A 13,100-nucleotide genomic window follows, 5' to 3' on the forward strand; every position below is an offset into this window, starting at 1 on the left:
CGTTCAGTGTGGGGTAAGCGTCAGATCGTAATCAGTTCGGAGGTCTTGACCATCCCACTTACGCCGTCCTTCGCCGTCAACAGGTCTTCCATGTCGAGTACCAGTACGACCGAGCCGTCCCCCGACAGCGTGGCACCCGCCACGCCCTTGGGACGGATGTTCTGCAGCGGCTTGATCACCACATCGTCGCGGCCGACGAAGGAGTCGATGGCCAGGATGAAGGAGCGCTCGGCCGATTGCATCAGCACGCCGAACCCCGGTTTTTGGGTCGGTGCCCAGCCGAGCAGGCCGGCCAGGGTCTTGAGCGGGAGGATTTCGTCGCGCACCACGATAGTCGGATTGCCCGAAACTTCCTGGATGGCTTCCGGATCGATGGTGATGATCTCGCGCACCATCGCCAGCGGCACGGCGAACGGTTGGTTGCAGGCGCGTACCACCAGCACCGGCAGGATCGCCAGCGTCAGCGGCAGCGAGATGCTGATGCGGGTGCCTTCGCCCGGAATCGAGTTGATGTCGATGCGGCCGTTGAGCTTCTGGATGTTGGTACGAACCACGTCCATGCCGACACCGCGGCCAGACACACTTGAAATCTGGTCCTTGGTGGAGAAGCCGGGCAGGAAGATCAACTGCAGGCACTGCTTCTCGTCCAGAGCGTTGGCGGCTTCGGTGTCGATCAGGCCCTTTTCCACTGCCTTGCGGCGCAGGGCGTCGGCATTCATGCCGCGACCGTCGTCGGTGATCTCGATCAGGATATGGTCGCCGACCTGTTCGGCCGTCAGCTGGATCAGCGACTGCGGTTTCTTGCCGGCGGCGATACGTTCCGCGGTGGACTCGACGCCGTGATCGACGGCGTTGCGCACCAGGTGCACCAGCGGGTCGTTCAGGTCCTCGATCATGGTTTTGTCGAGTTCGGTTTCTTCGCCGCTCAGTACCAGTTCGACGTCCTTGCCGAGCTGGCGCGCGAGGTCACGGGCGAGGCGGGGGTACTTCTGGAACAGCCGGCCGATCGGCTGCATGCGAGTCTTCATCACCGCGTTCTGCAGGTCGCCGACCAGCAGGTCGAGCTGGCTGATGGCTTCGTCCAGCGAGCGCAGGGTATTGCTGTCGTTGTTGCCCTGCAGAATCTCGGTGCGTAGCGTGGTGAGGCGGTTCTTGGTCAGGCCGATTTCGCCGGACAGGTTGAGCACCATGTCGAGGCGGTTGGTATCGATGCGGATGGTGTTTTCATGCCCGCCGCCGCTGGCCGACTTGCTCGCCGTCACGTTCTTGGCCGGCGCCGCAGCCCGGCTGGCTGCCGCCACGGCCGTTACCGGCTCCGTTTCCGGCACCAACGCCGCAGCAGGCACTACCTCCACCGGTGCAGGGGCCGGCGAAGTGGGCGCGGTGGTACGGGCGGCAGGGACGACGGCCTGGTAGAGACTGTTCCAGTCCGGTTCGTCGCTGCGTTGCGGTGTGCTGGCGGTCACCACCGGCGGTGTGGCCGGGGTGGCTTGCAGGACTGGTGCTTGCGGCATGCGGCCGGACAAGACGGCATCCAGGGCGGCGAGCAATGCGCCATCGGCGTCTCGCGGTATCAGCCCCTGGCCCAGGGTGCCGAACATGTCGCGCACGGAGGCCGTGGCGTCAAGGATCACGTCCATTACTTCGGGGTTGAGCTGAAGTTCGGCGTTGCGCAGCTTGTCGAACAGGTTTTCCGTGCGGTGGCAGAGGGTCACCATGGGCGCCACGTTGAGGAAGCCGGCGCCGCCCTTGATGGTATGAAAGCCGCGGAAAATGTCGTTGAGCAAGGCGCGGTCTTCTGGCCTTTTTCCAGTTCGACCAACTTGTTGTCAACGTCCGAGAGAAGGTCGTTGGACTCCATCAGGAAGTCCTGCAACAGCTCTTCCATGCCGCCGAATTCGCTCATTTTTTACCCCGCACCGTTATTTATTGTTTCTTGTTGCGACCGTGGTCTCAGAAGCCGAGGCTTTCCAGCAGGTCGTCGACTTGTTGTTGGTTGGTGACCACATCGCTGCGTCCTTCCGGGTTGATCACCGGACCATTCAGCAGAGTCGGGTCGATTTCCGTTTTCTTCTCTTCCGGCGAGAATTCGATCAAGAAGGCGACGAGATCGGTTTCGATCGTCTTGACCATGCCCATCATCTTCTTGATGACTTGGCCGGTCAGATCCTGAAAATCCTGCGCCATGACGATGTCGAGCAGTTGCGCGCTGGTGGCCTGGGTCTGCTCCGGCACGCTCTGCAGATAACGGTGCGTGTCCTGGCTCAGCTGGCGGAACTCGTCGACCGACAGCATATTGGCGAACAGCCGGTTCCAGCGTTCGGACAGCTGCTTGGCGCTGCTTTCGAGCTCGTCCTGGATCGGCTTGGCGATATCGGTGGCGTTGAGTACCCGCTCTGCTGCGGATTCGGTCAGTGTCGAGATGTAGGAGAGGCGGTCGCGGGCGTCGGGAATCGCATTCGCGACGCGCTCCAGCGATTTGTCGTAACCCATGTCGCGCAGCGCACTGTGTAGTTTGCGGGTCAGTTGCCCGATTTGTTCATACATCACCGAGGGGGTGCCCTCGGCGGCGGAGGTGGACGCCGTGGCACTGTCTGCTTCACTGGCGATCTGTGGCGTGCCGGCTTGGTGCTGCTTGGCAATGCTGTCAAACAGGGCCTCGAGATCCGGGGTATCCCCGCTTTCCAAAACGTGGTCTGGCACGATAAATCCTCCTGAATACTGGCCCGACAAGCCGTGCAATGGTTCTTATTTGTTTATTGCCTGGAAGATCTTGTTCAGCTTTTCTTCCAGCGTGGCGGCAGTAAACGGCTTGACGATGTAGCCACTTGCCCCTGCCATGGCAGCTTCGATAATGTTCTCACGCTTGGCCTCGGCCGTGATCATCAGGAACGGCAGGGGCTTGAGTTGCTGGTCGGCGCGTACCGCTTTCAGCAGCTCGATTCCGGTCATGTTGGGCATGTTCCAGTCGGAAACGATGAAATCGAAATGCTGTGTCTTGAGCTTGTGAAGGGCAACTTGGCCGTCCTCCGCTTCATCGACGTTGGTAAATCCGAGTTCCTTGAGGAGGTTGCGTACGATCCGTCTCATGGTTGAGAAGTCGTCCACTACAAGGAAGCGAAGATTCTTGTCTGCCATCGAGGGTTATCCTGAATTTGTCAATGATTCCTGGCCGCTATTGTAGCGACTACCTTTGCAGGAATGGAATCAGGGTTTCGGCCAACACGGCAGGGTCGAATTTGGCGACGTAGGCATCGACGCCGACGCTGGAGCCCATGGCGCGGTTGGCGTTGGACGACAGCGAGGAATGCATCACGACGGGAATGCCGTTGAAGCGGTGATCGGACTTGATCAGGCGGGTCAGCACGTAGCCGTCCATTTCCGGCATCTCGGCGTCCACCAGGATGGTCTTGAGGGTGTCGTGCAGCGGCGCGGCATCGCCCTGGTGGCGATTGGCCAGCGCTTGCAGCCGTTCCCAGGCTTCGCGGCCATTGCTGGCCTGCTGGAACTTGATGCGCATCTTTTCCAGCACGCCGGTGATCTCCTTGCGCGCCACCACCGAATCGTCGACAAAGAACACGTACTGATCGGCTTCCATTTGGGCGGTAGGCAGCTCGGGCAGGCGCGGCTCGCCCACCACGCTGGCCAGGATCTGTTCCACGTCCAGAATCGATACCAGCTTGCCATCTTCCAGTTCGGTGATGGCCGTGATCAGGTTCATGCCGCTGGCCGAAGCCACTTCGCCAGCCGTCGCGGCACTGCCCGACATCATGTTGTCGGGTGAGCGCACCTTGTCCCAGTCGACGCGGATGATGCGGTCTACTGAGTCGACCAGGAAGGCCTGGGTGCTTTTGTTGAATTCGGTGACAATCATGGTTTCATACTTCTTGGCCGGATCGTTGGCACCGATGAAGCGGGCGAGCGAGATGATCGGGATGATGTTGCCGCGCAGCGAGAGGACGCCTTCCACCCCGAACGGCATGTTCGGGGTCTTGGTGATGGTCGGGGTCTGCGATACTTCGCGGACCTTGAAGACGTTGATGCCGAAGGTTTCCCGCGTGCCCAGCGAGAACAGCAGGATCTCCATCTTGTTGGAGCCGACCAGCTTGGTGCGGGCATCGATATTGGCGAGCAGGGTAGCGTCGGTGGCTGGCATGTCAAACCTTTCCCGATTTCTTTTTGAGTGCGGTCGTCAGTGGTGCGTTACTTGCCGATGTGCAGCATTTCGCGCAGCTTGATCGCCAGTTTTTGGGCTTCGAACTTGGAAACGTAGGAGTCGACACCGACCGATTCGCCGAGCTTCTGGTTGGAGTTGCCCGACAGCGAGGAGTGCATCAGCACCGGAATGCCGGCAAAGCGCGGGTCGCTCTTGATGAGCTTGGTCAGCATGTAGCCGTCCATTTCCGGCATTTCCACGTCGGTCAGTACCAGGTTGACGATGTCACAGAGCTTGCGGCCGGAGAGGTCGGCCTGGGCGGCCATCCGCTGGAGTTCGTCCCAGGCGCGCATGCCGTTGATGGCGTAGGCGTACTTGACGTTCATGGCTTCCAGGGTGCGTTCGATCTGTTTGCGCGCGACGACCGAGTCGTCGGCGAAGAAGATCATGCGCTCTTCCTTGATCGGCTCGATGTTCAGGAAGTGATGGGCGTCGTCGGTGAGCGAGGTCTCGGCCAGGACTTTCTCGACGTCCATCATCATGACCAGGGTGTTGTTGAGCTCGGTTACGGCAGTGACTAGCCCGCCCATGCGGTTGGTGATCATTTCCGGTGGCACGCGCATGGCCGACCAGTCGAGCCGCAGGATGGTGTCGACGGCCTCGACCAGGAACCCCTGGGTGTGACCGTTATATTCGGTCACGATCATGATTTCGGGTTTCTTCTCGGTGACGATGCCGGCGTACTTGGCCAGATCGATGATGGGCACGAGTGCGCCACGCAGGCTGACCATGCCTTCCACGGAAGACGGCATTTCTGGCGCGGAGGTGATTTCAGGTGTGCGCATGACCTCGCGCACCTTGAAGACGTTAATCCCGAAAACTTCCTTGCGCCCGGTTCGTTGATCTTCTCCGAGGGAGAACAACAGGATTTCGAGCTTGTTGGTGCCGGCGAGCTTGGTGCGGGCATCAATCTTTTTAAGAAGTTCTGACACGGAAACCTCCGCTGCATCATGTTTTTTGGGAGTATCGTTTGGAGTGTCGATACGCCCGTTATTAGGGGTGTCGGGGGCCACTGGCTCCGTCCATTACGGCAAATGTACCCCAGATTGGCTTAACCGGTTTGGATAATTATCATACTGATTAATCAGTTTTTACAAATGTGTTGTGGTGAATGACAAAAACTGTTTCAAACTTGCACGACCAGCAAACACTGGAGCAGGCGTTTGCCCAGTTCAATGCCGTTTCCGGCCAATTGATCGATGCCTACAACCAGCTGCAGGGGCAGGTCAATGTGCTGAATGCGCAACTGGACGAGGCCAATAACGAGCTTAGGCGTCAACTCTCGAATAACGCGGCGTTGGCCGAGCGGCTCGGCATGTTGCTGGAGGCGCTGCCGGCCGGCGTGGTTGAGTTGCTGGTCGATGGTCGGGTGCAGACTGAAAACTCCGCCGCCGAGGCGATGCTGGGGGCGTCGGTGCGGGGACGGTCATGGCCGGAGGTGCTGGCCGGCTTCCAGCCGACCGACATTGATAACACCTTCTTGTTACCGCGTTGTGGCGAGCAGCCACCGCGCCGCATCACGCTGCAGTACCAGGACCTGCCGGAATTGGGCGGGCAGATCGTGCTGCTGCACGACGTCACGCACCTGCACCAGCTCTCGAGCGAGCTGGCGCAGCAGCAGAAACTGGCCTCGATGGGCAGCATGGCGGCGTCGCTGGCGCATCAGCTGCGTACCCCGCTGGCGACCGCCATGCTCTACACCGCCAACCTGCGCCAGCCGAGTCTGGGCGAGGCGGAGCGAGAGCGCTTCATCGACAAGAGCCTGGCCCGGTTGAAGGCGCTGGAAGGGCTGATCCAGAACATGCTGAGCTTCGTCAGGGGGCAGGTGAGCGAGCTCGAGCTGCTGGACGTGGCCGGGTTGCTGGAAGAAGTCCGTGCCGTGGTGCAGCCTCATTACGCCGCGCGGGCGGTGCGGCTGGACTGTGACTTTGCGCTGGGCGAGCCGGTGCGGGTGGCGGGAGATCGCAAGGCGCTGGTGGGAATCCTGGTCAATCTGCTGGAGAACGCGCTGCACTTTTCCGTAGAAGGCCAGTGCGTGGAGCTGGGCGCCCGGCTGGAGGGCGGCGCAGTGCGGCTATGCGTGGTCGACGAGGGCCCGGGGCTGGGCGACGAGTTGCTGGAGCGGGTGTTCGAACCGTTCTTTACCACGCGCTCCGGGGGAACCGGGCTGGGGCTCGCCATCGTCAAGAAAGTGGTGGAGGAACTGCACGGCAGCGTGTGTGCGGGCAACCGCGAGGGCGGGGGCGCCTGCTTCGAGGTGCGGCTGCCGCTAGCGTGAGCCGAGCCGCTTGCCGTCCCCGCGATCACGGCTATGGGCACTGGTCGTGGTGTGTGCACCGTACAGGCAGGATGGCGAGGGCTTGCCGGGCCAATCTCTGCGTGTAAATCCATCGCTGAGCCAATTCAAAGATTGGCACGCAGGGATTTGTCCGGCGAAGGATTCGCATGCGAGTGCAATAACGCCAGCAGGGTTTTGCCTGATGGCCCCTTAATTATTCTTCCAGATACTGGGTCTTGCCGGTGACCTTGGCCCAGTCTTCGTGATCCGGCAGGGGGTCCTTCTTGGCGGCGATCACCGGCCAGACCTTGGACAGCCGGTCGTTGATCTCGATGAAATGCAACTGGTCGGCCGGCACGTCTTCTTCGGCGTAGATCGCTTCGACCGGGCACTCGGCGACGCACAGGGTGCAATCGATGCATTCGTCCGGGTCGATGGCGAGGAAATTGGGGCCTTCATGGAAGCAGTCGACCGGACAGACATCGACGCAGTCGGTGTATTTGCATTTGATACAAGCTTCGGTTACAACGTAGGCCATTGCATTTTCCTTTGGCGATTTGGGCGCTGACACTCAACAGTCTAGCCAATTTTGCCATCATTTGATTTTCCCGGCTGTTTTCCGATGATGTCTGGCTTCGCTCCCTCCTTGCCCTATCGTGGCCGTTTTGCCCCCAGTCCGACCGGTTTATTGCATGCCGGTTCGTTGACCACCGCCGTCGGCAGCTATCTGGAGGCGCGCACGCGCGGCGGCGTCTGGCTGTTGCGCATGGAGGACCTCGACCCGCCGCGCGAGGTGGCCGGCGCTGCTTCGGCCATCCTGCAGACGCTCGAGGCGCTGGGTTTCGAGTGGGATGGCGCTGTGGAATACCAGAGCCGGCGCCACGAGCTGTACCGCGCCGCGCTGGACCAGTTGGCCCGCGATGGCACTGGCGTACGCCTGTGGCTGTACGCGCAAGGAGATCGCGGCACACGCCCGCCGCGGGGTGGACGGCTACGTCTACCCGGGAACCTGCCGCAACGGCTGCGTGGCGGGGCGCGCCGGCCGTGCCTGGCGGCTACGCGTGGCACCGGGCGAGACGGTGTTCGTCGATCGCTTGCAGGGCGAGTACCGCCAGGATCTGGAGCGCGACATTGGCGATTTCGTGCTGCTGCGTGCCGACGGCTTCTGGGCCTACCAGCTGGCGGTGGTGGTGGACGATGCCGCGCAGGGCGTCACCGATATCGTGCGCGGCGCCGACCTCTTGGTGTCGACGCCGCGCCAGATCGCCGTGCAGCGGGCGCTGGGAGTGTCTACCCCGAGTTACTGCCACTTGCCGCTGATGGTCAACGCGGCCGGCGAGAAGCTGTCCAAGCAGACGCTGGCGCCGGCGATTGCCCCGGCGGCAGCGGCAGCGGAGCTGCGCCGTGCGTTGCAGCGTCTCGGGCATGTGCCGCCGAACGAATGCGGCAGCCTGGCCGAGTTGTGGGCCTGGGCGCGCGGGCATTGGTCATTGGACAAGGTGCCGGCCGGGCCGGTGACGGTGTGAGCCGGGCTTCGGCCAACTTGGTCGGGGAAGGGCTGCTGTTGGTTATTGTGTGGGGAAGTAACGTGGCGCTGCGCCTACATAATCGCGGCATGCAGCCGCGTGCGGCTTGCCAGACCGGCGGCCAGCGCCGATAATCTTGCCCCATCTAGCAGGAGAGAGTGGCCGCGCAAGCCGGCCGCCGCCGAAGGCGCAAGTGCACCCGCAATCGCTCAGGCAAAAGGACTGCGAGGATCGGGCCGTCGTTCCATGGGCGGCCCGCCGAATCTGGAGAGCGGCGCCTGGTTCCAGGCGCCCACCGAAGGGGCTAACGGCTGGTGCTGCACCAGTCGGAAAATCTCAGGTGTAGGGACAGAGGGGTGTATAGAAGGATGAACGCACCCTGAAGGACTCCGCATGACGGCCCCGAAACGTACCCCCCTGTTTGACGAACACCTCGCCGCCGGCGCCAAGATGGTCGATTTTGCCGGCTGGGAAATGCCCATCCATTATGGCTCGCAGCTGAAAGAGCACGAGCAGGTGCGCAGCGACGCCGGCATGTTCGATGTCTCCCACATGACCGTGATCGACATCACCGGTGCGGACGCCAAGGCCTGGCTGCAGAAGCTGATCGCTAACGACGTCGCCAAGCTGGGCTTCGAGGGCAAGGCACTGTATTCCGGCATGCTCAACGCCGACGGCGGCGTGGTGGACGACCTGATCGTCTATCTGACTTCGTACGGCTACCGCATGGTGGTCAACGCCGGTACCACCGACAAGGACCTGGCCTGGATGGAGCAGCAGAAAGCCGGTTTCGATGTGACGCTGAAGGTGCGTCGCGATCTGGCCATGCTGGCCGTGCAAGGCCCCAACGCCATTGCCAAAGTGTGCTCGGTGAAGCCGACGCTGGCAGACGCTATTAAATCTCTGAAAATCTTCCAGGGCTTGCCTGCAGGCGACTGGTTCTTTGCGCGAACCGGCTATACCGGCGAAGACGGCCTGGAAATCATGGTGCCGGCCACCGAGGCGCCGGCCTTCTTCCGCGAATTGCTGGCGGCCGGCGTGGCGCCGATCGGTTTGGGCGCGCGCGACACGCTGCGTCTCGAAGCCGGCATGAACCTGTACGGCCACGACATGGACGAGACCGTGTCGCCGCTGGCGGCCGGGATGGGCTGGACCATCGCCTGGGAACCGGCCGAGCGCGACTTCATCGGCCGTCAGGCGCTGGAAGCGCAGAAAGCCGCCGGCGTCGCGATGAAGCAGGTCGGCCTGGTGCTGGAAGGGCGCGGCGTGCTGCGCGAGGGGCAGAAGGTGGTGGTCGAGGGCGCCGGCGAAGGCGTCATCACCAGCGGCACTTTCTCGCCGACGCTGAAGCATTCCATCGCCATCGCCCGCGTACCGGCTGCGACCGGCGAGACCGCCCAGGTCGATCTGCGCGGCACGCTGACCGAGGTGCGCGTGGTCAAGATGCCGTTTGTTCGCAACGGCAAAAAAGTCTTTAATTAAGCCGAGTATCCGGACTGAGTGGAGGCGGGCCAGGCCCGCTTCCGGACGGGGCGGCAAGGCCCCGTCATCAACCTTTTCTACATTGGAGATGCAGTAATGAGCCAAATCCCCGCCGAATTGAAATACGTATCCAGCCACGAATGGCTGCGCCTGGAAGCAGACGGCACCGTGACCGTGGGCATTACCGAACATGCCCAGGAACTGCTGGGCGACATCGTGTTCGTCGAGCTGCCGAAAGTGGGTGCCGTGCTGGGTGACGGCGAACAGGCTGGCGTGGTGGAGTCGGTGAAGGCCGCTTCCGACGTGTACGCGCCGATCGAAGGCGAAGTGGTGGCCGTGAACGGTGAACTGGAAGCCGCGCCGGAACTGGCCAACAGCGAGCCGTACGGCCAGGGCTGGTTCTTCAAGGTCAAGCCGAGCAATGTCGCCGACCTCGACAAGCTGCTCAACGCCGAACAGTACGCCCAGGAAATCGGCGCCTGATCGAGCCGAACCGGCCTCGCGTCCCAGGGCGCGAGGCTTTTGTTTTATGGGGCCGGCGGCGCCGGCCCATAGTCCTCTTGCATCCGGATACTTGCAACATGACACTCTCTACCCTGTTTAACCACAACGAATTCATCGAACGCCATATCGGCCCGTGCGAGACCGAGAAGGCCGAGATGCTGGCCTACGTCGGCGCCGGCTCCTTCGAGGACCTGGTGGCCCAGACCGTACCGGCCAACATCCGCTTCAACCGCGCGCTGGACCTGCCGCCGGCGCAGCGTGAAGCCGACGCGCTGGCCGACCTGAAAGCGGTCGCCAGCAAGAACGTGGTGAACAAATCCTTCATCGGCCTGGGTTACTACCCGGTGCTCACCCCGGGCGTGATCCTGCGCAACGTGCTGGAAAACCCGGGCTGGTACACCGCCTATACCCCGTACCAGGCCGAAATCGCCCAGGGCCGCCTGGAAGCGCTGTTGAATTTCCAGCAGATGATCATCGATCTCACCGGGCTGGAAATCGCCAACGCCTCGCTGCTGGACGAAGCCACTGCCGCCGCCGAAGCCATGGCTATGGCGCGCCGCGTGTCCAAGTCCAAGTCCGAGCAGTTCTTCGTCGACAGTCGCGTGCTGCCGCAGACGCTGGACGTGATGAAGACCCGTGCCGAGTACTTCGGCTTCGAACTGGTGCTGGGCCATCCGGAAGAGGCCGGCAACGGCGACTACTTCGGCGCGCTGTTCCAGTACCCGGGCGAATCCGGCGAACTGTTGGACCTGACCCCGTACATCGCCGCGGTCAAGGCCAAGGGCGCGCTGGCCATCGTTGCGGCCGACGTGATGGCGCTGGTGGCGCTGAAGTCGCCGGGCGAAATGGGCGCCGACGTGGCGGTGGGCAACACCCAGCGCTTTGGCGTGCCGATGGGCTTCGGCGGCCCGCACGCCGCCTACTTCGCGTTCAAGGACGAGATGAAGCGCTCCGCTCCGGGCCGCATCATCGGCGTGTCGGTCGATGCCAAGGGCAAGACCGCGCTGCGCATGGCGCTGCAGACCCGCGAGCAGCATATCCGCCGCGAGAAGGCCAACTCCAATATTTGTACCTCGCAGGTGCTGCTGGCCAACATCGCCGGCATGTACGCCGTGTACCACGGCGCCGAGGGCGTGAAGCGCATCGCCGCGCGCATCCATCGCCTGGCGGCCATCTTCGCCCACGCGGTGAAGGCGGCTGGTGGCAAGCTGGTGTTCGACCGCTTCTACGACACCGTGCAGGTCGACTTGGGCGCCGATGCGGCCAAGGTGTACGCCGCCGCGCTGGCTGCCGGCATCAACCTGCGCGACGCCGGCAACGGCGTGCTGGGCGTGGCTTTCCACGAAGCCGCCAGCGAAGCCGACCTGGCTCAGCTGATCGAGATCTTCACCGGCAAGCCGGCCGACGTTGCCGCACTGGATGCCGTCGCTGCCGACGCCATTCCGGCTGGGCTCAAGCGCGAATCCGCCATCCTGTCGCACCCGGTGTTCAACACCCACCACAGCGAACACGAGATGCTGCGCTATCTCAAGAAGCTGGAAAACCGCGACCTGGCGATGAACCACTCCATGATCAGCCTCGGCAGCTGCACCATGAAGCTCAACGCCACCAGCGAGATGATCCCGATCACCTGGCCGGAATTCGCCAACATGCACCCGTTCGCCCCGCGCGATCAGGCCGCCGGCTATCTGGAAATGATCGAGGCGCTGCAACAGCAGCTGCTGGCCATCACCGGCTTCGACGCTATCTCGATGCAGCCGAACTCCGGCGCGCAGGGCGAATACGCCGGTATCCTGGCGATCCGCCGCTTCCACGCCAGCCGTGGTGAAGCGCACCGTAACGTCTGCCTGATCCCGCAATCCGCGCACGGCACCAACCCGGCTACCGCGCAGATGCTGGGCATGCAGGTGGTGGTGGTGAAGACCGACGACAACGGCAACGTGGACATGGCCGATCTCCGTGCCAAGGCCGAGCAGCATGCGGCCAACCTGGGCGCGCTGATGATCACCTACCCGTCCACCCACGGCGTGTTCGAGGAAGGCATCAAGGAAATCTGCGAGATCGTGCACGCGGCCGGTGGCCAGGTGTACATGGACGGCGCCAACATGAACGCGCAGGTGGGTCTGACCCGCCCGGCCGACATCGGCGCCGACGTGCTGCACATGAACCTGCACAAGACCTTCTGCATCCCGCACGGCGGCGGCGGCCCGGGCATGGGTCCGATCGGCATGAAGTCGCACCTGGCGCCGTTCATGGCCAACCACGTGGTGTCCGAAGTACCGGGCGCCGTGGCCGGCCAGAGCGCGGTTGCCGCGGCACCGTTCGGTTCCGCGTCGATCCTGCCGATCTCCTTCATGTACATCCGCATGATGGGCGCGGAAGGCATGAAGCACGCCACCGAGATGGCGCTGTTGAACGCCAACTACCTGATGAAGAACCTGTCGGCGCACTACCCGGTGCTGTACACCGGCCGCAACGGTCGCGTGGCGCACGAGTGCATCATCGACCTGCGTCCGCTCAAGGCGGCGTCCGGCATCACCGAGGTGGACGTGGCCAAGCGTCTGATGGACTACGGCTTCCACGCCCCGACCATGAGCTTCCCGGTGGCGGGCACGCTGATGATCGAGCCGACCGAGTCGGAATCCAAGGCCGAGCTGGACCACTTCATCGCCGCGATGGTGGCCATCCGCCAGGAAATCGACAAGGTGCAGAACGGCGTCTGGCCGCTCAACAACAATCCGCTGGTGAATGCGCCGCACAGCAAGGCCGACATCGCCGCCGACTGGGACCGTCCGTACAGCCGCGACGAGGCCTTCTTCCCGCTGCCGTACGTGCTGGACAACAAGTTCTGGCCGAGCGTGAACCGCATTGACGACGTTTACGGCGACCGCAACCTGGTGTGCAGCTGCCCGTCGGTCGAAGAGTACGAGTAAGCGTCAGGCGCTGTCGCAGCCGGTGTGTCGCACCGCTTCGGCCAACCTTTGACGGCAAACGGCTCCCCATCGCGGGGAGCCGTTTTTGTTTGCCGGTCTGCTGCTTGCCGGGGGCGGGTGGCGGGTCTAGGCTGCAAAAGGACATGGTGGCCGGCGCACCC

Annotated in this window: 9 protein-coding genes, 2 pseudogenes and 2 riboswitches; of the genes and pseudogenes, 5 read left to right on the plus strand and 6 right to left on the minus strand. The window is 62.9% G+C overall.

The features are described 5' to 3' along the window. Window positions 1-20: 20 nt before the first annotated feature. The 5 genes and pseudogenes from ABKF58_RS09530 to ABKF58_RS09550 all read right to left on the minus strand — a co-directional run bounded on the left by ABKF58_RS09530 (window position 21) and on the right by ABKF58_RS09550 (window position 5,148). Window positions 21-1,906: pseudogene (locus tag ABKF58_RS09530) on the minus strand (chemotaxis protein CheA). A 47-nt stretch (window positions 1,907-1,953) separates the two neighbouring features. Beyond that, window positions 1,954-2,703 carry a protein phosphatase CheZ gene (cheZ, locus tag ABKF58_RS09535; protein ID WP_014088172.1) on the minus strand — a complete coding sequence of 250 codons (750 nt, stop codon included), beginning with the start codon at window positions 2,701-2,703 and terminating at the stop codon, window positions 1,954-1,956. A 45-nt stretch (window positions 2,704-2,748) separates the two neighbouring features. Continuing rightward, entirely contained in the window at window positions 2,749-3,138 is a 390-nt protein-coding gene (gene cheY / locus ABKF58_RS09540; RefSeq protein ID WP_014088171.1) for a chemotaxis response regulator CheY, read from the minus strand. Window positions 3,139-3,187: 49 nt separating this feature from the next. Further along, on the minus strand, window positions 3,188-4,156 hold the full coding sequence (locus ABKF58_RS09545; protein ID WP_482584240.1) for a chemotaxis protein: 969 nt from the start codon (window positions 4,154-4,156) through the stop codon (window positions 3,188-3,190). Between the two features lie 47 nt (window positions 4,157-4,203). Continuing rightward, on the minus strand, window positions 4,204-5,148 hold the full coding sequence (locus tag ABKF58_RS09550; RefSeq protein ID WP_008954977.1) for a chemotaxis protein: 945 nt from the start codon (window positions 5,146-5,148) through the stop codon (window positions 4,204-4,206). A gap of 200 nt (window positions 5,149-5,348) precedes the next feature. Here ABKF58_RS09550 and ABKF58_RS09555 point away from each other — a divergent pair, with 200 nt between their 5' ends. Beyond that, window positions 5,349-6,494 (plus strand): sensor histidine kinase, encoded by a 1,146-nt coding sequence (locus ABKF58_RS09555; RefSeq protein ID WP_150105087.1) that lies wholly within the window; start codon window positions 5,349-5,351, stop codon window positions 6,492-6,494. A 214-nt stretch (window positions 6,495-6,708) separates the two neighbouring features. Here the strand turns inward: ABKF58_RS09555 and fdxA are convergent, their stop codons facing one another. Beyond that, on the minus strand, window positions 6,709-7,032 hold the full coding sequence (gene fdxA, locus ABKF58_RS09560) for a ferredoxin FdxA (protein WP_008954979.1): 324 nt from the start codon (window positions 7,030-7,032) through the stop codon (window positions 6,709-6,711). 84 nt (window positions 7,033-7,116) lie between these two features. Between fdxA and gluQRS the strand changes: the two are divergent. From gluQRS to gcvP, 4 genes and pseudogenes are all read left to right on the plus strand, one after another. Continuing rightward, a pseudogene (gene gluQRS / locus ABKF58_RS09565) lies at window positions 7,117-8,020 on the plus strand (tRNA glutamyl-Q(34) synthetase GluQRS). A 139-nt stretch (window positions 8,021-8,159) separates the two neighbouring features. Beyond that, window positions 8,160-8,255, plus strand: a riboswitch (glycine riboswitch). Window positions 8,256-8,274: 19 nt separating this feature from the next. Beyond that, window positions 8,275-8,382: riboswitch (glycine riboswitch) on the plus strand. A 31-nt stretch (window positions 8,383-8,413) separates the two neighbouring features. Next, the gene (gcvT, locus tag ABKF58_RS09570) at window positions 8,414-9,502 is read left to right on the plus strand and encodes a glycine cleavage system aminomethyltransferase GcvT (RefSeq protein WP_008954981.1); all 1,089 of its coding nucleotides are present in this window, start codon (window positions 8,414-8,416) and stop codon (window positions 9,500-9,502) included. Between the two features lie 96 nt (window positions 9,503-9,598). Continuing rightward, on the plus strand, window positions 9,599-9,985 hold the full coding sequence (gene gcvH / locus ABKF58_RS09575) for a glycine cleavage system protein GcvH (protein WP_008954982.1): 387 nt from the start codon (window positions 9,599-9,601) through the stop codon (window positions 9,983-9,985). A gap of 98 nt (window positions 9,986-10,083) precedes the next feature. Then, on the plus strand, window positions 10,084-12,939 hold the full coding sequence (gcvP, locus tag ABKF58_RS09580) for an aminomethyl-transferring glycine dehydrogenase (protein ID WP_482584241.1): 2,856 nt from the start codon (window positions 10,084-10,086) through the stop codon (window positions 12,937-12,939). The last annotated feature ends 161 nt before the right edge of the window (window positions 12,940-13,100 follow it).

This window comes from Pseudogulbenkiania sp. AW2-16 (assembly GCF_056824575.1).

Bases quoted from the DNA above. Each gene is read 5' to 3' on its own strand.
- fdxA (WP_008954979.1), bottom strand. From the start codon at position 7,032: ATGGCCTACGTTGTAACCGAAGCTTGTATCAAATGCAAATACACCGAC.
- gcvT (WP_008954981.1), top strand. From the start codon at position 8,414: ATGACGGCCCCGAAACGTACCCCCCTGTTTGACGAACACCTCGCCGCC.
- cheY (WP_014088171.1), bottom strand. From the start codon at position 3,138: ATGGCAGACAAGAATCTTCGCTTCCTTGTAGTGGACGACTTCTCAACC.
- gcvH (WP_008954982.1), top strand. From the start codon at position 9,599: ATGAGCCAAATCCCCGCCGAATTGAAATACGTATCCAGCCACGAATGG.
- ABKF58_RS09545 (WP_482584240.1), bottom strand. From the start codon at position 4,156: ATGCCAGCCACCGACGCTACCCTGCTCGCCAATATCGATGCCCGCACC.
- gcvP (WP_482584241.1), top strand. From the start codon at position 10,084: ATGACACTCTCTACCCTGTTTAACCACAACGAATTCATCGAACGCCAT.